The 23,954-nt window shown below is 69.7% G+C and carries 24 protein-coding genes and 3 pseudogenes; 13 read left to right on the top strand and 14 right to left on the bottom strand.

Going from position 1 to position 23,954, the window contains the following annotated elements:
- Window positions 1-9 precede the first annotated feature (9 nt).
- A pseudogene (locus ACFWBQ_RS12105) lies at window positions 10-468 on the bottom strand (winged helix-turn-helix transcriptional regulator); the annotation flags it as partial.
- Window positions 469-561: 93 nt separating this feature from the next.
- Here ACFWBQ_RS12105 and ACFWBQ_RS12110 point away from each other — a divergent pair.
- On the top strand, window positions 562-1,056 hold the full coding sequence (locus ACFWBQ_RS12110; protein ID WP_385487183.1) for a PaaI family thioesterase: 495 nt from the start codon (window positions 562-564) through the stop codon (window positions 1,054-1,056).
- Window positions 1,057-1,186: 130 nt separating this feature from the next.
- On the opposite strand, the gene ACFWBQ_RS12115 is transcribed toward ACFWBQ_RS12110, so the two are convergent.
- A complete protein-coding gene (locus ACFWBQ_RS12115) occupies window positions 1,187-2,080 on the bottom strand; it encodes an NAD(P)H-binding protein (RefSeq protein ID WP_385486806.1) in 894 nt (297 codons plus the stop codon).
- A gap of 102 nt (window positions 2,081-2,182) precedes the next feature.
- On the opposite strand from ACFWBQ_RS12115, the pseudogene ACFWBQ_RS12120 reads away from it, so the two are divergent.
- Window positions 2,183-3,100 (top strand): annotated as a pseudogene (locus ACFWBQ_RS12120) (AraC family transcriptional regulator).
- A 57-nt stretch (window positions 3,101-3,157) separates the two neighbouring features.
- Here ACFWBQ_RS12120 and ACFWBQ_RS12125 read toward each other — a convergent pair.
- The gene (locus ACFWBQ_RS12125; protein ID WP_385486808.1) at window positions 3,158-4,021 is read right to left on the bottom strand and encodes an NAD(P)H-binding protein; all 864 of its coding nucleotides are present in this window, start codon (window positions 4,019-4,021) and stop codon (window positions 3,158-3,160) included.
- Between the two features lie 282 nt (window positions 4,022-4,303).
- Between ACFWBQ_RS12125 and ACFWBQ_RS12130 the strand changes: the two genes are divergently transcribed.
- Complete coding sequence (locus ACFWBQ_RS12130; protein WP_385486810.1) at window positions 4,304-4,915, top strand: dihydrofolate reductase family protein; 612 nt, start codon at window positions 4,304-4,306, stop codon at window positions 4,913-4,915.
- 74 nt (window positions 4,916-4,989) lie between these two features.
- Here the strand turns inward: ACFWBQ_RS12130 and ACFWBQ_RS12135 are convergent, their stop codons facing one another.
- Window positions 4,990-5,748 carry a metallophosphoesterase gene (locus ACFWBQ_RS12135; RefSeq protein ID WP_385486812.1) on the bottom strand — a complete coding sequence of 253 codons (759 nt, stop codon included), beginning with the start codon at window positions 5,746-5,748 and terminating at the stop codon, window positions 4,990-4,992.
- Window positions 5,749-5,919: 171 nt separating this feature from the next.
- Here ACFWBQ_RS12135 and ACFWBQ_RS12140 point away from each other — a divergent pair, with 171 nt between their 5' ends.
- A complete protein-coding gene (locus ACFWBQ_RS12140; protein ID WP_385486814.1) occupies window positions 5,920-6,537 on the top strand; it encodes a CGNR zinc finger domain-containing protein in 618 nt (205 codons plus the stop codon).
- Between the two features lie 98 nt (window positions 6,538-6,635).
- Here the strand turns inward: ACFWBQ_RS12140 and ACFWBQ_RS12145 are convergent, their stop codons facing one another.
- The 6 genes from ACFWBQ_RS12145 to ACFWBQ_RS12170 all read right to left on the bottom strand — a co-directional run bounded on the left by ACFWBQ_RS12145 (window position 6,636) and on the right by ACFWBQ_RS12170 (window position 13,042).
- Window positions 6,636-7,052: a universal stress protein gene (locus ACFWBQ_RS12145; RefSeq protein WP_385486816.1), complete on the bottom strand. Its 417-nt coding sequence runs from the start codon at window positions 7,050-7,052 to the stop codon at window positions 6,636-6,638.
- A 1-nt stretch (window position 7,053) separates the two neighbouring features.
- The gene (locus tag ACFWBQ_RS12150) at window positions 7,054-8,547 is read right to left on the bottom strand and encodes an APC family permease (RefSeq protein WP_385486818.1); all 1,494 of its coding nucleotides are present in this window, start codon (window positions 8,545-8,547) and stop codon (window positions 7,054-7,056) included.
- 128 nt (window positions 8,548-8,675) lie between these two features.
- On the bottom strand, window positions 8,676-9,896 hold the full coding sequence (locus ACFWBQ_RS12155) for a saccharopine dehydrogenase family protein (RefSeq protein ID WP_385486820.1): 1,221 nt from the start codon (window positions 9,894-9,896) through the stop codon (window positions 8,676-8,678).
- A gap of 247 nt (window positions 9,897-10,143) precedes the next feature.
- A complete protein-coding gene (locus ACFWBQ_RS12160) occupies window positions 10,144-11,172 on the bottom strand; it encodes a hypothetical protein (protein WP_385486822.1) in 1,029 nt (342 codons plus the stop codon).
- A 399-nt stretch (window positions 11,173-11,571) separates the two neighbouring features.
- Complete coding sequence (locus ACFWBQ_RS12165) at window positions 11,572-11,997, bottom strand: SRPBCC family protein (protein ID WP_385486824.1); 426 nt, start codon at window positions 11,995-11,997, stop codon at window positions 11,572-11,574.
- Between the two features lie 34 nt (window positions 11,998-12,031).
- Window positions 12,032-13,042 carry an aldo/keto reductase gene (locus ACFWBQ_RS12170; protein WP_385486826.1) on the bottom strand — a complete coding sequence of 337 codons (1,011 nt, stop codon included), beginning with the start codon at window positions 13,040-13,042 and terminating at the stop codon, window positions 12,032-12,034.
- Between the two features lie 151 nt (window positions 13,043-13,193).
- Here ACFWBQ_RS12170 and ACFWBQ_RS12175 point away from each other — a divergent pair, with 151 nt between their 5' ends.
- On the top strand, window positions 13,194-14,093 hold the full coding sequence (locus ACFWBQ_RS12175; protein ID WP_385486828.1) for a LysR substrate-binding domain-containing protein: 900 nt from the start codon (window positions 13,194-13,196) through the stop codon (window positions 14,091-14,093).
- A gap of 143 nt (window positions 14,094-14,236) precedes the next feature.
- A pseudogene (locus ACFWBQ_RS12180) lies at window positions 14,237-14,721 on the top strand (GNAT family N-acetyltransferase).
- A 100-nt stretch (window positions 14,722-14,821) separates the two neighbouring features.
- On the opposite strand, the gene ACFWBQ_RS12185 reads toward ACFWBQ_RS12180, so the two are convergent.
- Window positions 14,822-15,646, bottom strand: coding sequence for a PepSY domain-containing protein (locus ACFWBQ_RS12185; RefSeq protein ID WP_385486830.1), 825 nt, complete (start codon window positions 15,644-15,646; stop codon window positions 14,822-14,824).
- A gap of 190 nt (window positions 15,647-15,836) precedes the next feature.
- Here ACFWBQ_RS12185 and ACFWBQ_RS12190 point away from each other — a divergent pair, with 190 nt between their 5' ends.
- Window positions 15,837-17,450: an MFS transporter gene (locus ACFWBQ_RS12190; protein ID WP_385486832.1), complete on the top strand. Its 1,614-nt coding sequence runs from the start codon at window positions 15,837-15,839 to the stop codon at window positions 17,448-17,450.
- 78 nt (window positions 17,451-17,528) lie between these two features.
- Here ACFWBQ_RS12190 and ACFWBQ_RS12195 read toward each other — a convergent pair whose 3' ends face one another.
- Window positions 17,529-17,783, bottom strand: a complete 255-nt coding sequence (locus tag ACFWBQ_RS12195) for a DUF5133 domain-containing protein (RefSeq protein ID WP_385486834.1) — start codon at window positions 17,781-17,783, stop codon at window positions 17,529-17,531.
- Between the two features lie 277 nt (window positions 17,784-18,060).
- Between ACFWBQ_RS12195 and ACFWBQ_RS12200 the strand changes: the two genes are divergently transcribed.
- The 6 genes from ACFWBQ_RS12200 (at window position 18,061) to ACFWBQ_RS12225 (ending at window position 23,032) form a co-directional block, all read left to right on the top strand.
- Window positions 18,061-18,309, top strand: a complete 249-nt coding sequence (locus ACFWBQ_RS12200) for a DUF6296 family protein (RefSeq protein ID WP_385486836.1) — start codon at window positions 18,061-18,063, stop codon at window positions 18,307-18,309.
- 138 nt (window positions 18,310-18,447) lie between these two features.
- Entirely contained in the window at window positions 18,448-19,209 is a 762-nt protein-coding gene (locus ACFWBQ_RS12205) for a DeoR/GlpR family DNA-binding transcription regulator (protein ID WP_385487185.1), read from the top strand.
- Window positions 19,206-20,153: a 1-phosphofructokinase gene (pfkB, locus tag ACFWBQ_RS12210; RefSeq protein ID WP_385486838.1), complete on the top strand. Its 948-nt coding sequence runs from the start codon at window positions 19,206-19,208 to the stop codon at window positions 20,151-20,153. Before ACFWBQ_RS12205 ends, pfkB begins: the two co-directional genes overlap by 4 nt.
- Window positions 20,154-20,240: 87 nt before the next feature.
- Window positions 20,241-22,265 (top strand): fructose-specific PTS transporter subunit EIIC, encoded by a 2,025-nt coding sequence (locus tag ACFWBQ_RS12215; protein ID WP_385486840.1) that lies wholly within the window; start codon window positions 20,241-20,243, stop codon window positions 22,263-22,265.
- Between the two features lie 46 nt (window positions 22,266-22,311).
- The gene (locus ACFWBQ_RS12220) at window positions 22,312-22,584 is read left to right on the top strand and encodes an HPr family phosphocarrier protein (RefSeq protein ID WP_385486842.1); all 273 of its coding nucleotides are present in this window, start codon (window positions 22,312-22,314) and stop codon (window positions 22,582-22,584) included.
- A 4-nt stretch (window positions 22,585-22,588) separates the two neighbouring features.
- On the top strand, window positions 22,589-23,032 hold the full coding sequence (locus tag ACFWBQ_RS12225) for a protein-tyrosine phosphatase family protein (protein WP_385486844.1): 444 nt from the start codon (window positions 22,589-22,591) through the stop codon (window positions 23,030-23,032).
- A 10-nt stretch (window positions 23,033-23,042) separates the two neighbouring features.
- Here ACFWBQ_RS12225 and ACFWBQ_RS12230 read toward each other — a convergent pair whose 3' ends face one another.
- Both ACFWBQ_RS12230 and ACFWBQ_RS12235 read right to left on the bottom strand, forming a co-directional pair.
- Entirely contained in the window at window positions 23,043-23,330 is a 288-nt protein-coding gene (locus ACFWBQ_RS12230) for a hypothetical protein (protein ID WP_385486846.1), read from the bottom strand.
- Window positions 23,331-23,458: 128 nt separating this feature from the next.
- Entirely contained in the window at window positions 23,459-23,890 is a 432-nt protein-coding gene (locus ACFWBQ_RS12235) for a DUF2000 family protein (protein ID WP_385486848.1), read from the bottom strand.
- Window positions 23,891-23,954 lie beyond the last annotated feature (64 nt).

Here is a 23,954-nt window from a genome sequence, read left to right on the forward strand (position 1 = left end):
CGGCGGCGAAGGCCTCGCGGCGGGGCCTGATGTGGCCTCGACTTCGGACGGGGCAAGGACCAGGTGCTCGGCAGAGCACTCGACCACCGCACGCACCGGGGCACCGCACGCGGCGTGGCGAAGGTCCAGCACCGGCCCCTCGGGGTCCCCGGCGTACGTCTCACCCCACTGCCGCAGGGCCACCAGGACGGGCCACAGATCCCAGCCCTTCCGGGTCAGGCGGTACTCCTGCCGGGTGCGCCGGCCCGGTTCCTGATACGGGACCGTGCGCATGATCCCGGCAGCCGTCAGTTTGCGCAGCCGGTCCGCGAGGACTGCCTCCGACAACCCCACATGACGGCGGAAGTCGTCGAAGCGCCGGACGCCGTTGGCTGCGTCACGCAGGATCAGCAGCGTCCACTTCTCGCCGACAGCGTCGAGCGTGCGCTGGACCGGGCAGTTCTCCGTACTCGTCTCCAGCCACTCCATCCGGCGATGATAGACCGCTGACTTCATTATTGACAGTCAGCTGCGGACCTAGCTAGCTTCATCTGACAAAGTCAGCGAATGGGGAGCAGCATCGTGGGGCGATCGCGCACATACGAATGGCAGGATCCGGCCGTCACGGCAGCCGCCGTCGGCCGGGGCACCGGCCTGGAGTTCCTCCGTGACATTGCGGCCGGCCACCTCCCCGGACCCCCGGTCGGGGCGACCGTGGACTTCACCCTCGACGAGGTCGAGCACGGACGCGCCGTGTTCTCACTGCTTCCGGGAGAAGAGCACTACAACCCCATCGGCAGCGTGCACGGCGGCATCTTCGCGACCTTGCTCGACTCCGCGGCCGGATGCGCCGTCCAGTCCACGCTGCCGCGCGGCACCGGATACACCTCCCTGGATCTGACCGTGAAGTTCCTTCGCCCGATCACCGTCGAGACCGGCAGAGTCCGGGCCGTGGGCCGAGTCGTGAGCAGCGGCCGGCGCACGGCGCTCGCCGAGGCACAGCTGCTCGACGCCGGGGACCGTCTGCTCGCCCATGCGACCAGCAGCTGTCTGCTGTTCTCGGTGCCTGCCGCCTGAGCGACGTCTGCGGCGGGGCGCGGAGGCCGTCGGGAAGGAAGCCGTCACGACGAGGGCCGAGGAGGCCGGCCCGCAGGCTTGCGGGAGGAGGCGCATGCCATCGAGCGCGCCCGGGCCGACCGTCCCGAACTCAGACCGCCGCCCACGTCGTCCTGGCCGCGATACGACGCGCCCAGGGCTCGAGGTCCGCCGGAGCACGGTGCAGTACCTGCTGGACGCCGTCGCCGACGTCCGCCGCATGGCCGGCACGGTGCAGGGCGAACATGGCGCCGAGCGCGTCCGCTGCCGCCTCCGGCCAGCCCTCCGCGAGGAGTTCGGCACGATAGGCGGCAGGGGTCAGTTCCACGTAGCGGATGACGCGGCCGGCCGCGCGGGCGATCGTCTCCGTGGCGTCGGCGAAGGTGAGCGCGCGGGGGCCGGACAATTCGTAGACGCGGCCCGCGTGGCCACCGCGGGTGAGGACGGCTGCCGCCACTTCGGCCACGTCGTCGGCGTCGACGAACGGTTCGAGCACGTCCCCGATGGGCAGGCCCAGCCGACCGGCACGCAGCGGACCCAGCCACAGGTCCTCGTCGAAGTTCTGGAAGAAGTTGTTCGGCCTGAGGACCGTCCACTCCGCGCCTGATGACCGGACCGCCGCCTCTCCCGCCAGCATGCCCGCGCCGAAGTCGCCCCCGGGCCCCTTGTCGATGCCGTGGCCCGACAGGGCCACAAAGCGACGCACTCCCGCCGCAGCGGCCTGCGTCACGAACGGCCGCACCGGGCCCGGGTCGTCGGGCGCCACGAGATAGACGCCCTCCGCCCCTGCCAGCACAGGCTCCCAGGTGTTGGGCAGGGACCAGTCGAACCTGACCTCGCCGCTACGGGAGGCTGCCCGCACCCGCCTCGTACCGGCCTCGCGCAGACGGGCTGCGACACGACGGCCGGTCTTGCCGGTGGCCCCGAGGACGAGGATGTCGGCGGGGACCGTGTGCGTGCCGGTTGCCGGCCGCTGCACTGGATGAGCATTCTTCGTATGCGTCATGGGGCAAGTCCATCGCGGCTGCGGCGGCCGGACCATAGCCACCCGTCCGCGGCCCATAGGCGATCGTCCGTGCCGGTGCGGCAGGCTGCATATCGTTGCGCCATGGATGTGTTCGACGAGTTGTTGCGGAGTGTGCGGGGCCGGGGTGCGATGTTCGGCCGGTCGATGCTGTGGCCACCATGGTCGTTACGGTTCACCGACGGGGCGTATCTGACTCTCTGTGTGCCGCTGCGGGGTGCCGGGTGGATCGTGCCGGAGAGCGGTGAGCCGCGACATGTGGGACTCGGTGAGGCCGCAATCGTCCGGGGACCCGCGCCGTTCTCCTTCACCGACGACATCGCCACGGATTCGGGAGCGGACGTACGGGAGGTTCGCTGGAGCGAAGGGACGGGAGAGGGGCACGACCCGGATCACGAACTCACCGGGCCCACCGTCCTGTTGGCCGCCGCATAAGACGTGCAGGCCCAGGTGCCGCGACGGCTGCTCCGGGTCCTGCCCCCGGCTCTCGTCGTACCGGACGACCATGACTGCACGGCGATGCGGGACTACTTGGAGGTGCAGATAGCCGGGGCGCGTCCGGGCCGCCAGATCGTGCTCGACCGGTTGTTGGACTGGCTGCTGGTGTGCACCCTCCGGGACTGGTTCGACCGCCCCGAGGCCGAGCCGCCGGGGTGGTACCGGGCGCTCGGGGACGAGGTGGCGGGCCCCGCGCTGCAGGCGATACACGAGGACCGGGCGCACCCCTGGACGACGGCGGGCCTGGCCGCCCGGTCCGGAGTCTCGCGCACGACTCTTGCCAAACGGTTCACCGAGCTCGTCGGAGAGGCCCCGGTTGCGTATCTGACGGAGTGGCGGATGACCCTCGCCGCCGATCTGCTGAGCCGCCCGGAGCTGACGGTGGCGGCGATCGCACGCCGGGTCGGGTACGCGGACGCGTTCGGCTTCAGCGCGGCGTTCAAACGGCTTCGGGGCGAGAGTCCGAGCACGTACCGTCTGGAGGCAGCCGCCCGGACAGGCTGAACCGGTGAAGGACGTACGGGCATCGCTTCACCCGTACGCCCCCTCGAACTCCGTGGCTCAACGCCAGGCCCCCTCGGCTGCCGCGTCCCGGACGAAGTCGGCGAAGTCACGGGGTGCCCGGCCGAGCGCCCGCCGCACCCCGTCGGCGACCTGGGCCTCCCTGCCTGTGCGGATCGGCATCAGTGCATCGGCCCAGAGCGCGGCCTCGGCCTCCGGCATTCCTTGGGCCACCAGCCCTGCCCTGAACGCCGAATCGTCCACATCGACGTAGGAGGCACGTCGACCCGTCGCCCGTGCGATGTCGTCGAGCACATCGGCGATGCCGAGTGCCCGGGGCCCCGACAGCTCGTACACCTCGCCCTTGTGGCCGTCTTCGGTGAGAGCTGCGACGGCCACCGCCGCGATGTCGTCCGCGTCGACGAACGCGGCGGCTCCGTCGCCGACGGGCAGCGCGAGTTCGCCGCCTGTCACGCCGTCGAGGAAGACTCCCTCACTGAAGTTCTGGGCGAACCAGCCGGGCCGCAGGACCGTCCAGTCCACCCCGGAGGCCCGCACGGCCGCCTCGCCCTCCGTGTGCGGCCCTTCGCCCTCGTAGGAGGCGCCGAAGTAGCCGGGCACGTCGACACCCCGGGCGGAGAGCAGCACCAGACGCTCCACCCCGCACGCGACTGCCTGCTCGACGAAGGCGGGCGTCGGAGAGGGCGATGCGTCCAGCGGAACGATATAGGCGGCGGTGACCCCCTCCAGAGCGGCCTTCCAGGTATTCCGGTCCGCCCAGTCGAACCGGATCTTCCCGGAGCGCGAGGCCTCGCGTGTCCGCACGCCCTGTTCGCGGAGGCGGGCCACGACCCTGCGGCCGGTCTTGCCGGTGCCACCGGTCACCAGCACGTCGACGGGCGTCTTCTTCTCGTTCTGTGTCATGACGACAGCGTGTCCCGGTGGGGCCCGAGCGGCCATGGCTCAGCGTCCGGGCCGGCTGTCCATGCGTCCGGACACCAGGGGCCGGCGCAGCAACGAAGAGACCGTCGTCCCGTACCGGCACGGGACGGCCGACCGCCTGCACGACAGCGAAAACCTCCGTCCTCTGGTTCCGTAAGGGGGAGCCCGGAATCGCAGGTGCTCGGACCGATGAGTTTTCGGACGGCACGGTGTCTCAGGGGGACGGGACAGACGCGTCCGGTACCCAAGAGAGAGTGGTGCGCGATGAGATTGGTACTGCAGGAGTTCCTGTCGCTGGACGGCGTCTCCCAGGGCCCGGGGTCCCCGGACGAGGACACCAGTGACGGGTTCACCCAGGGCGGCTGGTTCGTGCCGCACATGGACGAGGAGTTCGAACGACAGGCCGGTACCTGGCTCGGCACGGCGGACGCGTTCCTGTTCGGCCGCCGTACCTACCTGAACTTCGCACGGGACTGGCCGAAGATGACCGAGCACCCGTTCGCCGGCATCTTGAACGGCCTGCCGAAGTACGTCGCCTCCCACAGCCTGGCCAAGGCCGGGTGGGACCCGACCACGATCCTGTCCGGCGACATCCCCGCCCAGGTCGCCGAGCTGAAACGGCAGTCCGGCCGCGAGCTGCAGATCCACGGCAGCGCCCATCTGGCCCAGTCCCTGCTGGCCGCCGGGCTGATCGACGAACTGCGCCTCGTGATTGCCCCGGTGGTCGTGGGCAGGGGTCGCCGACTGTTCCCGGACGGCGGTGCCCCGGCCGGCCTGCGGCTCCTGAGCAATGAGACAACACCGGGCGGACTGGCGATTCACGTGTACGAGTCGACAGGGCTTCCGGAGTACGGGACGTACGGGGCCGAGAGGTAGGCAAGCCGGGCCGAACTGATCCTCAGGCCCGCGGTGACCGCCGGTCGAGCCCTGCCCACCACCCCGCCCGCCGATCACGTCCCGCCAAGGCCTCGGAGCACAACGCGGAAGTGCGTGGTCAGCCGTGCCTGGTCGTCGAGGACATGGAAGGCGAGTCCGGGTGGCTGCTCGCGGTCCGCGGGTGCGCTTCCTTCCCAGGGCATGCGCAGGGTCCAGGTGACCGCCGGGCCGACGATCAAAGGACGCCCGGCGAAGGTCGAGGCAGCCGCGGTGTGCGCATGGCCGGTGAGAACAGCGGCGACCTGCGGGTGCCGGCTGAGCAAGTCGGCCAGTTCCCCGGGCTGTTCGAGCTTGGCGGAGTCGGGGAGCGGGTGATGGAGGTCGACCGGCGGCTGGTGGAAGGCGATCAGCGCCGGGGCCCCCTGCGGCAGCGCATGGAGAGTGGCGTCGATCCAGGCCAGCGTTTGGGCGTCGAGGCGTCCCTCGTCACGGCCCGGGATGGTGGAGTCGCACATCAGGATCGTGGTACCGCTGATGTGGTGGACCTGGTTGACGGGGCCGCGCTCGGGCGCCTCTCCGAGCAGGGCCTTGCGGTAGGCCGGGCGCGCGTCGTGGTTGCCGGGGCAGGTGAGTACCGGGAAGGAGGCGGTCAGGATGCCCTTCGCCTCCTCGTATTCGGCCTCATCGCCGTGATCGGCGATGTCCCCGGTGACCAGGAGAGCGTCGACCGGGTGCGGCAGGGCGCGCAGGTAGTCCATGACGCGGGTGGCACGTCGGGTCGCCCTCTCGCTGCCGTCCAGGTGCAGGTCACTGATGTGGGCAAGCAGCGTCATCGTTCCTCTTTCTTCTCCGGGGGTGTTCACGGGCCGTCGACCTGTGCCGGGAGCGGTGTCGTCACCCTCACACCTAACGGCTAATTTCGTTTTGCCGTTAGGTACTCTAGGGGGCACACAGAGATGTGATCAAGTGGTTGTCGACCGGTCGCAGAAAGGGAGGGGCACCTCATGGAGCGCTGGCTGGCATTGGAACTGGCGAGCACGATTCGCCACGACGGAGACGGCGGCGTCGCCGACGACCTCGCCACGGCCCGGGAGACAACCCTCTGGATTCACCACCAGGGCGACCGGCTCGGCGACCCCGCCCCGTCCGGCGAACACGTGGCGGATGAGAACCTCAGGCTCGCGATCATCGAGCTGCGACGGGCAGTCCGAGCCCTGTTCGCCCGCGTGGTCAGCCCGGCTCCCCCCAGCCCGGCGGATGCACATCGACTGATGCCTGCCGACGAAGCAATCGCCCGCCTCAATGCGGCCGCCGCCCGGGAACCGGTCACCCCGCAGCTCGACTGGCCGCTCGAAGGAGCCCCCGCGGTCCGGCTGCTGTCGGCGGAGAACGATCCGCACGTCCGGCTTGTGGCGGAACTCGCCCGTGCCGCCATCGACTTCCTGAGCGGCCCCCAGCACCTGGAGCTCCGGGCCTGTACCGCACCCCGTTGCGTGCGCTACTTCGTCAAGAGCCACGGGCGGCAGGAATGGTGCAAGCCGTCCTGCGGGAACCGTGCCCGCGCGGCACGCCACTACAGACGTCAGCGCACCGATGGCGCTGCCGATCCCACCCTTCCCTGAGGGCTGTCCCGTAATCCCTGGTGGATCAGCGCACGGCGTCAGATGCGGTGCATCGCAAGGCGGAGGGACGTCGCAGGACGCTCCCCGCCAAAAACGGCTCATCCCTCGGTCGGCACACAGAGCACCGGTACGGTCGACAGGTGCAGGAGCTTGTGCGGGGTCGAGCCGAGCAGAGCGCCTCGCATGGGGCTCTCGCCCCAGCTGCCCACGACGATGACGCGCGCGCCGTGGCGTGAGGCGGCGTCGATCAGCGCCTGGGCCGGGTTCTTGTCGATGACCTCGACGGCGGCAGGTACGCCGGCCTCGTCGGCGGCTGTGACGGCATGCTCCAGTCCTGCGCGCCCCGCCTGACGGATGGCTTCGTAGTGGGCCCTGTACTCCTCGCCGGTCGGACCCGGGGGCGCGGCTCCGTAGACCAGGATGAGCCGCTCGCCGAACGCCGAGGCCACCTCGATCGCGATGCGCAGAGCGCGTGCGGCACCGGGTGACTCGTCGTACCCGAGGACCACCGACATCTCAGGACTCCTTACCGTGCACAAGGTCCGGGTCGACCACACTCCGCCGCTCGGCCCAGAAGGCGGCCGACCTGAGTCGCCACACGACCATGATCAACACACCCACGACGCTGATACCGATGCCGATGACCAGCGGCGGGCCGAGCCCGAACCAGGAGGCTCCGGTGTAGGAGTTCGCCGGGTCCGCCATGTCGATCACCGAGCGCACGAGCAGCCAGGTCAGCAGGCCCGCGCCGATCAGCGGGCCGAGGCCGATGAGCAGGAAGTTGCGGACGCTCTTGGTCAGCTGGCGGCGGTAGTAGATCACGCAGGCCACACCCGTGAGCGCGTAGTAGAAGGCGATCAGCAGGGACAGGGCAGTCAGTGAGTCGAAGAGGGCGTTCTCACTGATCCGGTTGACGACGAGGTACCAGGCGATGGCGATGCCGGCCACCCACCAGGTGCTCACATCGGGGGTCCGGAACCGGGGGTGGATACGCGCGAAGTGCGCCGGCAGCGCGTGGCGGCGGGCCATCGACAGCGCCGTACGCGACGCGGGAATGATGGTGGTCTGGGTCGAGGCCAGTGCGGACGTCGCGACCGCGAGCAGCACGATCCAGTCCCAGCCGCCCATCACTTCACCGGCGAGCAGAGCGAAGATGAACTCCTCCTCGTCCGCGTTGTCGGCGAGGTATGCCGTTCCGGCGAAGCCGACGACAGCGAACCCGACGGACAGGTAGGTCACCAGCAGAATGACGGTCGACCACACACCGGCCTTGCCGGGAGCAGTGGCGGAGTCCTCGACTTCTTCGGTCAGATTGACGGCCGACTCCCAGCCCCAGTAGATGAAGACGCCCAGCAGCAGACCACTTGTGAGCGCCGCGCCGCCCGCCCCGAAGGGGTTGAGCCACTCGGCCGAGGGTTTGATGGAATCGAACGACGTCGTACCCGCGTAGACGCGATAGAGCGCCACGATCACGAAGACCAGCAGGAAGGCCACCTGCGCCAGGATGAGAACGTTCTGGACCTTGGCCGAGAGCTCTGTGCCGATGACGCACAGGCCCGTCATGACCAGGATCAGAAGCACGGTGAGAAGCTGGCGCACGAAATCGTTCTCGACCCAGCTGTCGAGGCCGAAGGCCAGCAGCGCGAAGCTGACGGCGACGTCCGCCAGCGACCCGACCACCAGAACCCCGGTCATCGCGATGGCCCAGCCACCGAGCCACCCGGTCCACGGCCCCATCGCGCGGGTCACCCACGAGAACGTGGTACCGCAGTCCTGGTCCACCTTGTTGAGGTAGTAGAACGCCGAAGCGATCAACAGCATCGGCACGAATGAGGCGAAGAGGACTCCGGGGGCGTAGATACCGACGAGTGCCACGATCGGCCCGATGACGGCCGCCACGGAGTACGCCGGGGAGGTGGCGTTCAGACCGATGACCAGCGCGTCGACGAAGCCGATCGCGTTCGGCTTCAAGGTCGCCTGCGGTGCTGGTTCGGCCAGGTCCTCTGCCATGCTCCCTCGCTCCGTCACGACCTGAAGAGAAGGGCGAATATGCCCCCTTCATGCTATTTGGGCACCGTCGGGTGCGCATGCCAGGCGGGGCATGACACCGCCGTACGGGGGCACAGCGGGCACGGCTGTCACTGTTCGCGCATGCCCCACGGTGCGCCGTACTCCGTCAGCAGATCGAGGAACGGCCGGGGAGGCATGGCCTCCGGGCCGAGCACCCCGCTTCCGCGCCAGGTGCCGCGCGCGATGAGCTCGAGGGCGGCGACGGGGTTGATAGCGGTCTGCCAGACCACTGCCTGCGAGTCGTACTCCCGCATGGACCACTGGTTGTCGACCACGTGGTACAGGTAGACCTCTCTGGGCCGCCCGTCCTTGGTGCCCTTCACCCACGTGCCCGCACACGTCTTTCCGTGCATCCGCTCGCCGAGGCCGGCCGGGTCGGGAAGACAGGCGGCAACGACGTCACGGGGGGACACCTGCACCTCGCCCTTGTCGCTGTTCACGCGAACAGGGTCCGTACGGTCGAGGCCCAGCTGGTGGAGCGCCCGGAGCACCCCGATGAACTCGTTGCCCAGGCCGTATTTGAACGTGACCCGCCGGGCCTTCAGCCAGCGCGGTACGAGAAGCACCTCCTCGTGCTCGACATTGACGCACTCGACCGGCCCGATACCTTCGGGGAAGTCGAAGAGTTCCGGCTCGCTGAAGGGCGCGGTGGTGAACCAGCCGCGCCCCTCCTCGTACACGACCGGAGGGTTCAGGCACTCCTCGATGGTCGTCCAGATGCTGAACGACGGGGCGAAGTCGTAACCCTCCACCACCAGATCGGCTCCGTCGCGGATGCCGATCTCCTCGATCTCGTCGAAGAGTTCGTCGGAGGCGTACCGGGCGAACACGTCCGAGAGACCGGGCTCCACACCCATACCCACCAGGGCGAGGCGGCCGGACTTCTCCCACGCCGCAGCCCGTTCGAACTGGGCGTCACCGAGCTTGACGCCGCACATCTCGTACGGACGGTCCGGGTGCGGCCGGGAAAGGGACATCGCCATGTCGAGGTAGTGCGCCCCGTGAGCGAGCGCCGCCTCGAACAGGGGCAGCACGAATCGGGGGTCGGTGGCGTTGAGCAGCACATCGCAGCGGTGTTCGCCGAGGGCGGCGCGCACCGCTGCCGGGTCCGCGGCGTCCAGCCGGACGGCGGTGAACCGGTGTCCGCTCTCCCCCAGCGCCGCGACGGCGGTTTCCGCCCTCTCGCGGTCGTAGTCGGCGACCGTCATGTGCTCGAAGAACGGCCGACGGGCCGCGATCCTGGTGATCGCCGTGCCCACGCCTCCTGCTCCGACCAAGAGGACACGCATGGGTGCACCACTCCTTCGTCGTGCTGCCGGCAATGGGGGCGCCCGTGCCGGTTCGGTGGGCGAGGACGGTAACAGCCCGGCGGCCCGGTGGCGGTCACCGTGGGGACCGTGTCCTGCGTCCGGCGGTATCCGTGTCGGCGAGCCGTCCCGGGCGGGTCCTTGCCGAGGCCTTCTGACTGACCTGCGGATTCGGGTGACCGAAGGGGCGCGGGGTGACCCGCGCGCAGGGACCTCTCGGGGGGCGGCGCTACGTCCGGCGCGCCCCGGTGGCGTCCGGCCCCGCCGTGCCCACCCGAGAGGCCTGGGCTGCTCTGCCCGGGCGCAGGGTCCACGGCACGGGCTCGGTATTCGTCAGCCACTCATCGGCGATCAGCTGCCTGATGATGAGAATCCGCAGATCACGTGGCTGCTTCCCCCAGCCCATCCCCACGCACAGCTGCTTCACGGACGGGCCGTGGCCGTGTTCCGCGCGGAAGGCCGCGGCGAACTGTGCTGCGCCGGGACCGCGGTCGGGCTGGGCATCCGTCCACACGCCGTAGGCGGCGCGCACGCTCTCCGAGATCTGGGCGGGAACGGCCTTGCGCATGAATGCCTCCGCCACCCTCACGGTGGCCATGTGGCAGCGCGGGCAGTGCTCGACAGCCTCGGCATGCCGGCGCAACGCCACGCTCGCCTGCGCCTTCCACCCGTCCCAGCTGAGTGGTTCCGCAGCGGCCCTGTCGCGCGGGGGCGGTGGGTTTGACGGAGCGTGCATTCCCGAGAGGTGTCGCACGGCGTCGGCCAGAAGGTACCGGCTTCCGTCCAGCTCCAGCAGGAAGCCCTTGGCGAGCAGCTCGGGCAGCGCCGCGCGGGAGAGGTCGGGAAGGTCGGCGGGCAGGATCCCATGGCGTTCGGCGGGGCCGTGGGCAGCCAGGAACAGTGCAGCCAGGCGCGCAGCGGACGACGTCTTCCTGACCGGCTTGGCGGCCAGGGTGCGGGTGGTCCACCCGGATACCCGGGACCTCTTCTCCTTGCCGAAGGGCAGCCGCCGATCCGAGGTCCCGGCAAGAGCGGGCACCGAGATGGCCACGGGCGTATCCGGGTTGCCCCCGATCAGGTCGCCCTCCACCTGCCATCCCAGAGCGGCAACGGCGGTGACGGCGCTCTCCGCGTCGGCCAGGCGCAGTGACTTCAGATCCTGGCCGGTGAGATTGCCGACGCCGCCCCGGGCGGCCCGGATGGCGACGACCACCGCGAGGAGCTGCGCATCACTGCTGCTCAGGGGGAGTGAACCCACATAGGTCAGGAGACTGCGGGCGGCCTCTCCCTGTACAGCTGACAGGAGGAAAGGCTTCGGAGTGCTCGTCACCACCGGCGCGGCCGAGGCGTGGGGCGAGCTGGGAGAGGGCTTGGGCACGACATGTACAACGCGCTGACAGCGCCGAGGTCACTACCTCGTACTGCCGTACGAGTTCGGGCATCGAGGAGGCGGTCGGGCGCTCATCCGGGAACGACTTCGACCCGTCCACGGCACCGGATGCTTCCTGCAGCCCGGCCATGTCCCTGCCGACTACTCGTCGCGTGTCCTTCCGCGGCCCGGCGGACAGCTTCGGCCTGCGCTGTCCGCGGCCCGGGAGAGGAGTGTACCCGGCTCGAAGGCGTCGGCACCGCGCGCTGAACCCGCTCGTGCCGGCTGTCAGCCGGTTCGCGTGGTGAGCGTCCGGTTCAGTGCGGCGAGGCCGTCCGTGTAGATCTCCTGGAACAGTGCGACGGCCTCGTCCTCACCGACGGCGTCCGGGGTGAAGACGCCGGACCATTCCACCCGGGCGGCGTCCTGTCCGGGGACACCGTGCACCGTGAGGGTCGAGCGGTAGCCGGTCACGGGGAACGGGGCCCGCAGGATGGAGTAACTGTAGGTGCGGGCCTCGTTGTCGAAGGCTTCGAGCTGCTCGACGATGACCCCGCCGTCCTCGTTTCCGAGCGTCCGCACGCGTCCGCCCTCGCTGAGTTCGCTGGAGGGGATGTAGGGCAGCCAGTCCGGAAGCGAGCCGAAGCCGCCGATGAGCCGCCAGATACGTTCGGGCGACACGGAAATCTCGATGGATGCGGTGGTTGTGGCCATGTGAACCTCCTGAGGGTGTGGGGCGGTCGGGGTTTCAGACGGTGGGTACGGGCGCGTCCTGCGCTATGAGCTTCTCCTCGCGCAGGTCCGTCCAGAACGCCGCCGGGATCGCCTCGTCCAGAGCGGCGGTGTCCTCGGCGATACGGCTGGGCTTCGTCGCGCCGGGGATCGCGGCAGCGGTCGCGGGATGAGCGAGGGAGAACTGCAGCGCGGCGGCCTTGATGCCGACCCCGTGGCGTTCGGCGAGCGCCTTGATGCGCCCGACCCTGTCGACGATCTCCGCGGGCGCCTTCTGGTACTCGAAGTGCGTTCCTCCGGCAAGGACTCCCGAGCTGTACGGGCCACCGACCACGATGTCGACGCCCTGGGCGGCAGCGGCGGGCAGCAGACGCTGCAGAGCCCGCTCGTGGTCGAGGAGGGTGTAGCGGCCGGCGAGGAGGAAGGCGTCGGGCTTCGGCTCGTCCAGGTCGAGGGTGAGCTCCAGGGGCTCGACCCGGTTGACCCCCAGGCCCCAGGCCTTGATGACCCCCTCGTCACGCAGCTGCTGCAGGACACGGAAAGCGCCGGTGCGTGCCGTTTCGTAGGTGGCGAGCCACTCGTCCCCGTAGAAGTCCTGGGCGACGTCGTGCACCCAGACGACGTCCAGACGGTCGGTCCCGAGGCGCTTGAGACTGCCCTCGATGGAGCGCAGGGTGGCATCGGCGGTGTAGTCGTTGACCATCCTGTTCGGACGGCCGTGCTCGAACAGTCCCCCCTTCTCGCCGAGGTCGCGTGCGGCGGGGTCCTCCGTCTCGTCGAGGATGATACGGCCGACCTTCGTACTCAGGACGTACGCGTCGCGCGGGTGCTGGGCCAGTACGCCTCCGAGCCGGATCTCGGACAGGCCCGCGCCGTAGAAGGGCGCGGTGTCGAAGTAGCGGATGCCCTGGTCCCAGGCGGCTTCGACGGTGGCCGCCGCCTCTTCTTCGGGGATGGCCCGGAACATGTTGCCGAGCGGTGCGGTACCGAATCCGAGCGCGCCGGGCAGGAGGGTCTTGATCGTCATGGGGGTCCTTGCGATGTCGATGATCGATGGTGACAAATGCTGATCAGCACGTGAATGCGTCATCCATCCGTCTTGTGCTCTCGAGGTTAGGATCCAGGTATGAGACTGTCCAAGACTTACCTCGACTCACTTGAGTCCCCCGAGGTCCCACATGCTTGACCTGCGCCTTCTTCACTACTTCGTGGCTGTCGCCGAGGAAGAGCACGTCGGTCGCGCCGCCGATCGGCTGCACATCTCCCAGTCACCGCTCAGCCGACAGATCGCACTGCTGGAGAAGAATCTGGGCCTTGCCCTCTTCGAACGCAGCCAGCAACGGATCCGCCTGACGTCCGACGGCCGCGTCTTCCTGACCGAGGCCCGCGCCCTGCTGCGTCATGCGGACCGGCTGGAGAACCTCGGCCGGCGTCTCGGCCGCGGCGAGGAGGGCGGGCTGTGCATCGGATACGTTGCCGACGCCATGCACACGGGCATCCTGCCCGCCGCCCTTCGGACGCTGCGCGAGGAACGCCCGGGTATTCACGTTGCGCTGTACGACCAGGAGTCCGCCGAGCAGTTCGAGGGCCTGCGGCAGCGAAGCCTCGACATCGCGCTGGTGCGCACTCCCCCGCCGGAGGACGACCCGGACCTGAACACCGCCGCGCTGCTGAAGGACCCCTTGCTGCTTGCGGTGCCCGCGGATCATCCCCTCGCGCGGAAGGACGAGTTGACGCCCGACGACCTGGCCGGGCAACCCTGGATCGCGGTGGGCGACTCCCAGGACGCGGCCTGGCGCGACTCGTTCCTCGCCTCGTGCGTCGCCTCCGGCTTCACTCCGGATATCCGCCTCGACGCAGCCGACCCGCTCACCGCACTGGGCCTGGTCGCGTCGAGCCTGGGCCTCGCCCTCGTACAGAAGAGCATGGTGCGCGGCAGTACCGACGGAGTCGTGGTGCGCGAACTTCCCTGGTACGAGCGCTCCGTTGGCCTGTGGGCTGCATGGCACCGGGTCGACCTCCGGCCCGTTGTCTCTTCGTTCCGCGAGACGGTCCTGGCCGGGCAGCACGTCGCGTAGGGGGTGGAGACGGGCCGAACTCGGTGCCCGTGCCCGTGAATCCGAGCCTCAGCCGTGCTGGGTGACGGATATCGTCGTGTTCCCGTCCCCGCGCCGAGAAGACCGGAACAGCGAGCGGGGCGACGCCCCGATAGCGTCCTCGCATGACGGTCCTTGAGCGTCTTCGTCCCGATCACGCGCCGGGCCTGCTCGCCTTCGAGCAGGAGAACCGCACGTACTTCGCTGCCTCGGTTCCGGACCGTGGCGACGACTGCTTCGCCGGGTTCGACACACGTCACGGCGAGCTGCTCGACGAACAGGCTGCAGGACTGCATCACTTCCACATCGTGGCGGACAGCGACGGCGTCGTGCTCGGCCGCGTCAATCTCGTCGGTGTCGCGGACGGTTCGGCCGAACTCGGATACCGGATCGCCGAGCGGGCAGCCGGCCGGGGCCTGGCCACCTCGGCCGTCCGGCAGGTGTGCGCGCTCGCACTCGCCGAGTACGGCCTGAGCGTCCTGAGGGCGGAGACAACGCGGGTTCGCAGGCCGTGCCGGCCCGTAACGGATTCGCCTTCGCCGGTGGGATCACCCTGGACAGCCGTCCAGGGCTTCGCTTCACCCGATTTCTGGCTGACGGCTCTCCCTGATCCTCCGATGCCCTCTTGAGGGACAAGCACATAGGTGGCGGACCGCATTGCGGTCCGCCACCTACGGGACAGCCCCTAGCCGGGCTCAGCCGTGTCGGGATCAGTCGTTGTCGATTTCCTCGTCGAGGATCTTGCCGTTCGCCGCGTCCACGTCGAAGGTGGTCCTCTTCCAGTCCTCGGTGACAACGTCGACCTGCCAGACAAGTGTCTGGCTGTCGTTCTCATCCAGGTTGACCGAGGTGACCGTGCCCTTCTGCTTGTCCGTGGCGACCTTGGCCGCCTGCTGCGGCGTCTGCTGCGCCTTGGTGACCCAGTCGGCAAGCTCCTGCTTGTCGGCGTCGCTCTGGTCGGCATCCGGGACGGAGTCGATCACGTCTCCCGACACCGCGTCGATGCTTACGGTGTGTGCGGTTCCGTCCTCTTCCACGACTTCCGCGATCCACTTCGGACCCGCGGAGCTGCCGCTCGGGCTCGGGCTGCCGGTCGGGCTCGGGCTGCCGGTCGGGCTGGGGCTGCCGGTCGGGCTGGGGCTGCCGCTTTCGCTCGCAGTGGGGCTGGCGCTCTCGTCGCTGTCGTCGTCCAGACCCTCGAGGTCGAGGTCGGTCAGCTTGCCGCCGGAAACCTCACCCACGGCCGTCGTGGCGGCGGTGTCGAAGGTGACCTTGACGGTCGAGAGCAGTTCCTTGCGCCCGGTCTGCTCCTCGGTCAGCTGCGCCGCGGTACCGGAGGGGCTCTTGTACGGGGTGGTCGTCTGCTTCGGAATCACCTTGGCAGCCTCTGAGGTCGCCGCGGCTGTTTCGTCACCGTTGTCCTGCCCGCAACCCGTCACCAAGGAGGAGGCAAGGACGGCGCACAGCGCGCCGACGACACGGAGCCGGAGGGTGCGCGCGGAAACGGTCTTGTTACGTCGGGACTCAAATCTCATACCGCATGCCTAGCCGCCCCGACGATCAGTCATGTTGTCCGACCGGCGCCTGTCACCCGATCGACCGTGCGCCTCCGCCCATTCGCCGTGGCCGCGGGGCAGGCCGCCCCGTGGCCGCCGCCCCGGCAAGTTACTGCGGGCGGTCCCGAGCGGAATGCGCCGGTGATCCGTCGCAGCCAGAATTCCGCGTATGAGAACACGTCGCCCGGGGGACGCATCCGATCCGGCTCCCGCAGCGCCGGGGAACCCGTCGCCGAACCAAACGCTGACCCTCACCGCGATGCTCTTCGCCGTCTCGATGACGTTCATCGATCAGACCGTCGTCTCCATCGCGGCCCCCGACATCGTCCATGAGCTCGGGCTGTCGGCCTCCGGGATGCAGTGGGTCGTCAATGCCTACCTGCTGGCCCTGGCCGCGTTCTTCGCCCTCGGCGGACGGCTCGCCGATGTCCTCGGGCACCGCCGGGTCATGCTGGCCGGCACGCTCATCTTCGTGATCTCCTCCGCACTGTGCGGAGCGGTCCCCTCGGGGGACCTTGCCCAGACGTGGCTCATCGCCTTCCGCGCCACCCAAGGCTTCGGAGCGGCCCTGATGTTCCCTGCCGCTCTCGCGGTGGTCATCGCGGTGTTCCCGGTGGAACGGCGCGGCCGGGCCCTGGCCCTGTTCTTCGGCCTCTCCGGAGCGCTCACCGCCGTCGGCCCCGTACTGGGCGGCTGGCTCACCTCCTGGACCTGGCGCTCGATCTTCTGGATCAACGTGCCGGTAGCCGTGATCGCCATCGTGCTGACGCTCCTGGCCCGCATCCCTGACCGGTCGCATCGCGAACCCCTCGATGTGCCCGGGGCCGTCCTGATGGCAGCCGGTATGGGTCTGACGGTGCTCGGCTTCCAGCAGGCGGCCGGCTGGGGCTGGAGCAGCGCCGTCACGTGGGTGTGCATCATCGGCGGCCTTCTCGTGCTCGCACTGTTCTGCCGGCTGGAACTGCGTACGCGGTATCCGCTCATCAGGCTCCAGGTCTTCCGGGACCGCGCGTTCGCCGTGGATGCCGCCGTGCTGTTCTTCTCCATGCTGGCTTTCGTTCCGGTGTTCTTCTTCGCCTCCGTCTACGCACAGGTCTCGCTCAGCGCGTCACCCAATCAGGCGGCGCTCTACCTTCTGTACTTCTTCATCGGCTTCGGCATCGCGTCGCAGTGGGGCGGCCGCATCCTCGACCGCCGCGGTGCCCGGCCGGCGCTGAAGCTCGGCACGGCGCTGGGTGCCGTCGGTTTCGCCCTGTGGGCGGGAAAGCTGACCACGCTGTCGATGCACGACCAGTGGCCGTACGCGGCCATGGCCGGCGCGGGCATCGGCCTGCTGCTGGCACCCGCCTCGACCGACGCGGTCAACCGGGCGATCGGTGCCTCGTACGGCGAGGTCACCGGGATCACGCAGACGGTCCGGAACTTCGCGGCGAGTGTCGGCCTGGCAGTGTTCGGCACCGTACTCACCCATGTCACCACCAACCGTGTGGATACGACGCTGCGCTCCGCGGGACTGTCGGACGCGGCGGCACAGGACGCTGCCCGCAGTGTCGCCGAGGCCGTCACGGGCAACGGTGACGCGCGGCAGCCGTCCGGCGAGGGAAAGGTCGCCGAGGTCATGCGGGACTCCATGGGCGCCATCCGCATGGACTTCGCGCAGGCGAATCAGTGGGTGTTCTACTGCATGGCCGCCGCCCTGGCCGTTGCGTTCCTGTGTGCCCTCTGCCACCCGGGTACACGGGTCGTGACCGGGACCCAGGAGCCCGGCGGCCGGCCAGCGTAAAGCTCTCCACGCAGCGGAACACGCGGATGACGCCGGTTCACGGGAACCGACGTCATCCGTGCGGACTCTGTGCAGGCGTCAGGCCGTCAGCTGAACCTCGGACGGTTCCGCCACCGAGAGCACCGAACCTGTGGACGGGACAGCACGCAACCGGGCCTCCGCTGCGGCCAGCGCGTCCGCCACGGTCCGGGTTCCGGTGGTGACGCAGAGGGTGTAGGAGATGTCCTCGAGATGGCGGCTGCTCTCGGAGGTCCCCAGCCGTGCGTGGGCGCGTTGCAATGTCTCGTAGCGCTCGACGAGATTCCGCAGCGTTGCGGGATTGGCCATCAGCACGGCAGTTCCTCTCCACAGGGCGGCCGGGAGCACACGGCCCCGCGCCGACGAAGTCCGATCGCGCCGGCAGTAAGCCTGGCGACACGGGCGGCCGTGCGAGGGTGTCAGCACGCATCCGGTCCCTTGCAGATGATGGTCACCCCGGCTCACCGAATCCGCATCCCGAATAACAGAGGGTCACTCCGCCCTCGGCTCCTGAAGCGCCGGGCGCGCCGGTGGGAAACAATGGATGTGACGGGCGGCCGGTCTCTGCCGGTTCCCGGTCGGGAGGCTCCTCATGGATTACCCGGAGAGTTACGAGCTGATTTTCCAGGCGACCGGCGCCACGGACGATGTCGTCGTCGTGCGCATCACCGCGCGCTCGGGAGCGGGCGGTTACCCGGTCTACGAGGACGAGACGGGAATTGTGCGCGCCGAGATCAGCGAGCGGGGCGAAGTACGCATGGTCGCAAGTGGCGGACATCAGGTTCTCGGGGTGCCGCTGCTCGCGCGCCCCCTGACCCATGGGGCCCGTCGCGCCGACTGAGCGACCCCCTCCCCGCGCTCGTTCGCCTCGAAGTCCGTTCATGCCCACATCTCGTCCGAATGTGTTTACTTTCCCGAGGTGCAGTCGTAGTCTGCCGGTGAAACAACAGACTCGGGCATGAAACGGATACGAAACCACATGTACGCACCGGAGCGGCAGCAAGAGATCCTCCGCCTGGCGAGCGAGAGCGGCCGGGTCGATGTGCTCTCCCTGGCCGAGGAGTTCCAGGTCACCGCCGAGACCGTCCGGCGTGACCTCAAGGCTCTCGACAGGGCGGGACTCCTGCGCAGGGTGCACGGCGGTGCCATTCCTGCCGGGCGGCTCGGCTTCGAGCCCGGCCTCGCGGAGCGCGACACCGTGGCCGCCGACGAAAAGGACCGCATCGCCGCAGCCGCACTGGGAGAACTCCCCGCCGACGGCAACGTGATCATCGACGCGGGGACGACGACGGTCAGGCTGGCCGCCGCGGTTCCGCTCGACTCCGCCCTCACCGTGGTCACCCACGCGCTGCCCGTGGCAGCCCGCCTCGCCGACCATCCCGGAATCTCGCTGCACCTTGTCGGTGGCCGGGTGCGGCACCGCACCCGAGCCGCCGTCGATGCCTGGGCGCTGAGCGCGTACAGCGAGATCAACGCCGATGTCGTCTTCCTCGCCACCAACGGCTTCTCTGCCAGGGGCAGCCTGACGACCCCGGATCTGGCCGAGGCCGCGGTGAAGCGCGCGGTGATCGCTGCGGCCCGCCGGGTGGTACTCCTCGCCGACTCGGGCAAGTTCGGCCAGGAGCACTTCGCGCGCTTCGGCGACCTCGCCCATGTCGACCTGCTCATCACCGATACGGGGCTCAGCCCTGAGGACGCCCGGGCCATCGAGAGCCGGGGCACGGAAGTAGTACGCGCATGATCCTCACCGTCACCCCGAATCCGAGCCTGGATCGCACCTACGAGCTGACGGGACTCACCCGCGGAGCCGTCCTGCGGGCCACTTCCGACCGCGTCGATCCTGGCGGCAAGGGAGTCAACGTCTCCCGTGCGGTCGCTGCCGCCGGACACCGCACGGCTGCCGTCGCGCCGCTGGGCGGGCCGGAGGGTGCCGTGCTGGCCCAGCTTCTCGGCGAGCACGGCATCGAGGCCGTCGGCGTGCCGATCGCCGGCAGCACCCGTATCAACATCACGCTCGTCGAGCCCGACGGCACGCTCACCAAGGTCAATGCGGCGGGACCCGAGATCACCGCGGCCGAGGCGGAGAACCTGCTGGACACGGTACGGACGCGGTCCGCGGACGCGGACTGGATCGCCTGCTGCGGCAGTCTGCCGCGGGGACTGCCGCACGAGTGGTACGCCGAACTGGTCGCCCGCAGCCACCGCGCCGGTACCCGGATCGCCCTCGACACCTCCGGCGCGGCGCTGGTCGCGGCGCTGGCGGAACGGCCTGACGTGATCAAGCCGAACGCTGAGGAACTCGCCGAGGCTGTCGGCCGTCCGCTGGCGACGGTCGGCGATGCCCTCAAGGCTGCGCAGGAGCTGTGCGAGCTCGGGGCACGGTCGGTCCTGGCCAGTCTGGGCGCCGACGGACAGCTGCTGGTGGGCAGCTCCGGTGCGTACTTCGGCTTCGCGCCGGTGGCTGCCGTCCGCAGCAACGTCGGCGCGGGAGACGCCTCCCTCGCGGGCTTCCTGGCCGCGGACGGATCAGGCCCGTCGGCGCTCGCCGCCGCGGTGGCGCACGGCGCAGCGGCCGTGCAACTACCGGGAAGCGTCATGCCCACTCCGGCCGATCTCGATCTTTCCGCGGTCGTCACGACCGCGGACATCCCCATGGACCTCGCCCTGACGGAGCCGGCCCCATGACGGCCGCAGACCTGCCCACCCGTACGACGCCCCGCCCCACGTCCCCCGAACCGTCCACAGGACGGTCCCCGAGCAAGGAGCCCCGCGATGAGTGAGCTGATCACCGCGGAACTGGTCGACCTCGATCTGTCCGCCGAGACGAAGAGCGCCGCCGCCCGTTCACTGGCCGAACGGATGGTGGCAGCCGGCCGCGTGAGCGACCTCGACGGCTTTCTCGCCGACGTGGCGGCCCGTGAGGCCCAGATGCCGACCGGCCTGGACGGTGGCATCGGCATTCCGCACTGCCGCAGTGAGCACGTTGCCGAGCCCTCTCTGGCCTTCGGCCGCAGCGAGCAGGGCATCGACTTCGGCGCTGCGGACGGTCCTGCGGATCTGGTCTTTCTCATAGCGGCGCCGACCGGCGCGGACGAGGACCACCTCACCATCCTGTCGAGCCTGGCACGACGGCTGATGGACCCCGCATTCACCGGCGCGCTGCGTGCGGAGCGGGATCCTGCCGCGGCCGCGGCCCTGATCCGGGGCGAGCGGCTCCCCGCGCCCGCCCCGGACGCCCCGGACACCGGGAACGCTCCGGACGTCACGGAACCGTCCGGCGGGGGAACGACGGCCGGTGCCGTACCGGATGAGCCGTTCCGGATCGTCGCCGTCACGTCCTGCCCCACCGGTATCGCGCACACCTACATGGCCGCCGAGTCGCTGGAGGCAGCGGCGCTCGCCGACGGTTGCGTGCTCAGTGTCGAGACACAGGGCTCTGCCGGGTTCGAGCGGCTGGACCCGGCCGTTATCGCCTCGGCGGACGCGGTCATCTGGGCTCACGATGTCGAAGTGCGTGAGAAGGCCCGGTTCGGCGGCAAGCCGGTTGTCGATGTCGGGGTGAAGGCCGGGATCAACCGGCCCGCCGAACTCATCGCCGAGGCCCGGCGCAAGGCCGGCCGCGGCGGGACCGGCGGGATGTCCGACGCAGCCGAGGACACCGCCGCCGCGGACAACACCGGCACCTCCCACGGTGCTTCGGCTCACGTCGGTGTCCGGCTGCGGACCTACCTGATGTCCGGTGTCAGTTACATGGTTCCGTTCGTCGCGGCCGGCGGGCTCCTCATCGCCCTGTCGTTCGCGATCGGCGGCTACGGGATCGCGAACGCCGCTTCGGTCGCCGACCACTTCGTCTGGGGCGAGGCCGACAGCTGGGCCGCCCTGCTCAACCAGATCGGCAGTGCCGCCTTCGGCTTCCTCGTTCCGGTGCTGGCCGGCTACATCGCGTACGGGATGGCGGACCGGCCCGCGCTCGTCCCCGGTTTCGTCGGCGGCGCCATCGCCCTCACCGTCAACGCGGGATTCCTGGGCGGCCTGGTCGCCGGGTTGCTCGCCGGTGCCGTCGTGATGGCGATCCAACGGGTGAAGGTCCACCGCACCCTGCGGGGCATCATGCCCGTGCTGGTGATCCCCCTGATCGCCTCCGTGGCGGTCGGGTTCCTGATGTTCATCGTGGTCGGAAAACCGATCGCCTCGCTCCAGCAGGCCCTCACCGACTGGCTGAACGGACTCTCGGGCTCCAACGCGGTCATCCTGGGCGTCGTCCTCGGCCTGATGATGTGCTTCGACATGGGGGGCCCGCTGAACAAGGTGGCGTACGCCTTCGCGGTCGGTGGCCTGGCCGATCCGACGCCCGGCAGTCTCAAGGTGATGGCCGCGGTGATGGCGGCCGGCATGGTCCCGCCGCTGGCGATGGCACTCGCCACCACCGTACGCAGCAGGCTGTTCACCCGGGCCGAGCAGGAGAACGGCAGGGCCGCATGGGTACTCGGCGCCTCGTTCATCAGCGAGGGGGCGATCCCGTTCGCCGCGGCCGATCCCTTGCGGGTGATCCCGTCGGTGATGGCCGGCGGGGCGGTCACCGGTGCGCTGTCGATGGCGTTCGGCTGCACGCTCCGCGCCCCGCACGGCGGTGCCTTCGTCGTCCCGTTGATCGGCCGGCCGTTCCTCTACCTGCTGGCGATCGCAGCAGGCACAGCGGTGGCCGCTGCTCTGGTCGTCACCCTCAAGGGCCTGCGCCGGAGCGGGGAGGCGGCGGCGCCGGTGGCCGACGAGCCCAAGACCCCCGTCGCCGTCTGAACCGCACGGCCCCGTAACTCTCTTCCCACCCCTCAGGAGTGAACCCATGTACCAGCGCACTGTCGCCGTCGGCTCCCGCAGCGGGCTGCACGCCCGTCCGGCCTCGCTGTTCGTGCAGGCGGCCACGCGACTGCCGGTCAAGGTGACCGTCGCGCGGGACGGCCGCGATCCGGTCGACGCGCGGAGCATGCTCTCGGTGCTCGCCCTCGCAGCTCAGCACGGCGACCGGATGGAGCTGTCCGCCGTCGGCGACGGCGCGCAGGAGGCCGTGGAAGAGCTGGCCGCCCTGCTCGCCCAGGACCTCGACGCAAAGGACTGACCTGATGACTGTGGCATCCGGGACATGGAGTGCTGACGCCGACGGCGTGGTCCGGTTTCCGTCGGGCCGAATGGTCCGCGGCCGCGGTCTGCGACGCCCTCTGCCCGAGGGCCCGGAGCCGACCTTCGCGGTGCATCTCCTGGGCCGACGGCCGCCGGCCGTCCCCTGGGAGTCACAGTGGCTGCGCTGGCCCGACTTCCGGCTCCCCGCCGACGGGCAGGAGGCTCGGAGCGTGCTTGCAGAGGCATGGAGGCGCGCGGCGGTGGACAGGGTCGAAGTCGCCTGCGGAGGAGGGCGGGGCCGGACCGGTACCGCCCTGGCCTGTCTGGCAGTCCTGGACGGAGTTCCGGCGGACGAGGCGGTCGCCTACGTCCGCCGGCACTATCACCCGGGGGCTGTGGAGACTCCCTGGCAGCGGCGGTTCGTACGTCGCTTCGGGGAGCGGTGAGCGGTGTGGATCACTCCACGGCGCCCGAAACCGGAACTGTCGCTCCGTCCCCGGCGCGTACCGCCTCGACGATCTGCTGATGGAAATAGCGGCTGGCTTCTTCGGATGGGCACGGCACCGGACTGCCGGCCAGTGTGAACCAGTCCGAGGCGCCGCTGTACTGCACGGCCACCTCTGCCTGCCCGTCGGACCATGTCGTGTGTACGGTCAGATCACCGCTCACGACGCCTACCTCTTCGGTGCGAACTCCGCCGGATCCCGCGAAGACACCGCAGGTAGTCCACGATGCCCAGTTCATGACGCGTCGCCTTTCGGGACAGTGACAAGCCTGTCAAGCGGACTGATTCGAGTATGACACCGGAGACCCTCACTCGCACAGGTGTGCCCGTGTGTATCCGTTCGGTGACAGCGGGATGCTGCCGGCGGTCAGGGGTGCATCGAGGCACCCTTGAGGATCTTGTCCACTGCGTTGCGCGGCCCGTACACAGCCAGTCCCACGAGATCCATGGCGTCCGGCTGCACGGCCCGGACGGCAGCCCGGTTGGCCTCGTCGTGGCCGGTCGCAAAAAGGTCGGAGGTGAACACGGCCATGGTGGCGCCCCGGCCGAGCGCCCGGGTGTGCGCAGTCGTCAGCAACTCCTTCGAGCCGGAGAGGACGACGACGGGCTGTCGGAACATGGGCAGATACGGCGTGTCGTCGGCGTCGGCGTACGGCTCGCCGATCACCTCCGGTGCCTGCGTACCGAGGCCGCTGACGAGGAACGCTGTGACGTTGAGGCGCTGCCAGGTCTGCAGGTCGTCACGGAGGAGAACGGCGATCTTGGTATCGAAGCGTACGGGTGCGCTGTCATCGGTCATGCCGAGCAGCCTGCCAAGCCGGGCCGCCGGCCGTCTTGTACGAACTTTGCACGGCTGACCGGCC

Source organism: Streptomyces sp. NPDC060035, from assembly GCF_042736635.1.
Taxonomy (GTDB): Bacteria; Actinomycetota; Actinomycetes; order Streptomycetales; family Streptomycetaceae; genus Streptomyces.

Bases quoted from the DNA above. Each gene is read 5' to 3' on its own strand.
- ACFWBQ_RS12115 (WP_385486806.1), bottom strand. From the start codon at position 2,080: ATGACGCATACGAAGAATGCTCATCCAGTGCAGCGGCCGGCAACCGGC.
- ACFWBQ_RS12125 (WP_385486808.1), bottom strand. From the start codon at position 4,021: ATGACACAGAACGAGAAGAAGACGCCCGTCGACGTGCTGGTGACCGGT.
- ACFWBQ_RS12130 (WP_385486810.1), top strand. From the start codon at position 4,304: ATGAGATTGGTACTGCAGGAGTTCCTGTCGCTGGACGGCGTCTCCCAG.
- ACFWBQ_RS12135 (WP_385486812.1), bottom strand. From the start codon at position 5,748: ATGACGCTGCTTGCCCACATCAGTGACCTGCACCTGGACGGCAGCGAG.
- ACFWBQ_RS12140 (WP_385486814.1), top strand. From the start codon at position 5,920: ATGGAGCGCTGGCTGGCATTGGAACTGGCGAGCACGATTCGCCACGAC.
- ACFWBQ_RS12145 (WP_385486816.1), bottom strand. From the start codon at position 7,052: ATGTCGGTGGTCCTCGGGTACGACGAGTCACCCGGTGCCGCACGCGCT.
- ACFWBQ_RS12150 (WP_385486818.1), bottom strand. From the start codon at position 8,547: ATGGCAGAGGACCTGGCCGAACCAGCACCGCAGGCGACCTTGAAGCCG.
- ACFWBQ_RS12155 (WP_385486820.1), bottom strand. From the start codon at position 9,896: ATGCGTGTCCTCTTGGTCGGAGCAGGAGGCGTGGGCACGGCGATCACC.
- ACFWBQ_RS12165 (WP_385486824.1), bottom strand. From the start codon at position 11,997: ATGGCCACAACCACCGCATCCATCGAGATTTCCGTGTCGCCCGAACGT.
- ACFWBQ_RS12170 (WP_385486826.1), bottom strand. From the start codon at position 13,042: ATGACGATCAAGACCCTCCTGCCCGGCGCGCTCGGATTCGGTACCGCA.
- ACFWBQ_RS12175 (WP_385486828.1), top strand. From the start codon at position 13,194: ATGCTTGACCTGCGCCTTCTTCACTACTTCGTGGCTGTCGCCGAGGAA.
- ACFWBQ_RS12185 (WP_385486830.1), bottom strand. From the start codon at position 15,646: ATGAGATTTGAGTCCCGACGTAACAAGACCGTTTCCGCGCGCACCCTC.
- ACFWBQ_RS12190 (WP_385486832.1), top strand. From the start codon at position 15,837: ATGAGAACACGTCGCCCGGGGGACGCATCCGATCCGGCTCCCGCAGCG.
- ACFWBQ_RS12200 (WP_385486836.1), top strand. From the start codon at position 18,061: ATGGATTACCCGGAGAGTTACGAGCTGATTTTCCAGGCGACCGGCGCC.
- ACFWBQ_RS12205 (WP_385487185.1), top strand. From the start codon at position 18,448: ATGTACGCACCGGAGCGGCAGCAAGAGATCCTCCGCCTGGCGAGCGAG.
- pfkB (WP_385486838.1), top strand. From the start codon at position 19,206: ATGATCCTCACCGTCACCCCGAATCCGAGCCTGGATCGCACCTACGAG.
- ACFWBQ_RS12215 (WP_385486840.1), top strand. From the start codon at position 20,241: ATGAGTGAGCTGATCACCGCGGAACTGGTCGACCTCGATCTGTCCGCC.
- ACFWBQ_RS12220 (WP_385486842.1), top strand. From the start codon at position 22,312: ATGTACCAGCGCACTGTCGCCGTCGGCTCCCGCAGCGGGCTGCACGCC.
- ACFWBQ_RS12225 (WP_385486844.1), top strand. From the start codon at position 22,589: ATGACTGTGGCATCCGGGACATGGAGTGCTGACGCCGACGGCGTGGTC.
- ACFWBQ_RS12230 (WP_385486846.1), bottom strand. From the start codon at position 23,330: ATGAACTGGGCATCGTGGACTACCTGCGGTGTCTTCGCGGGATCCGGC.
- ACFWBQ_RS12235 (WP_385486848.1), bottom strand. From the start codon at position 23,890: ATGACCGATGACAGCGCACCCGTACGCTTCGATACCAAGATCGCCGTT.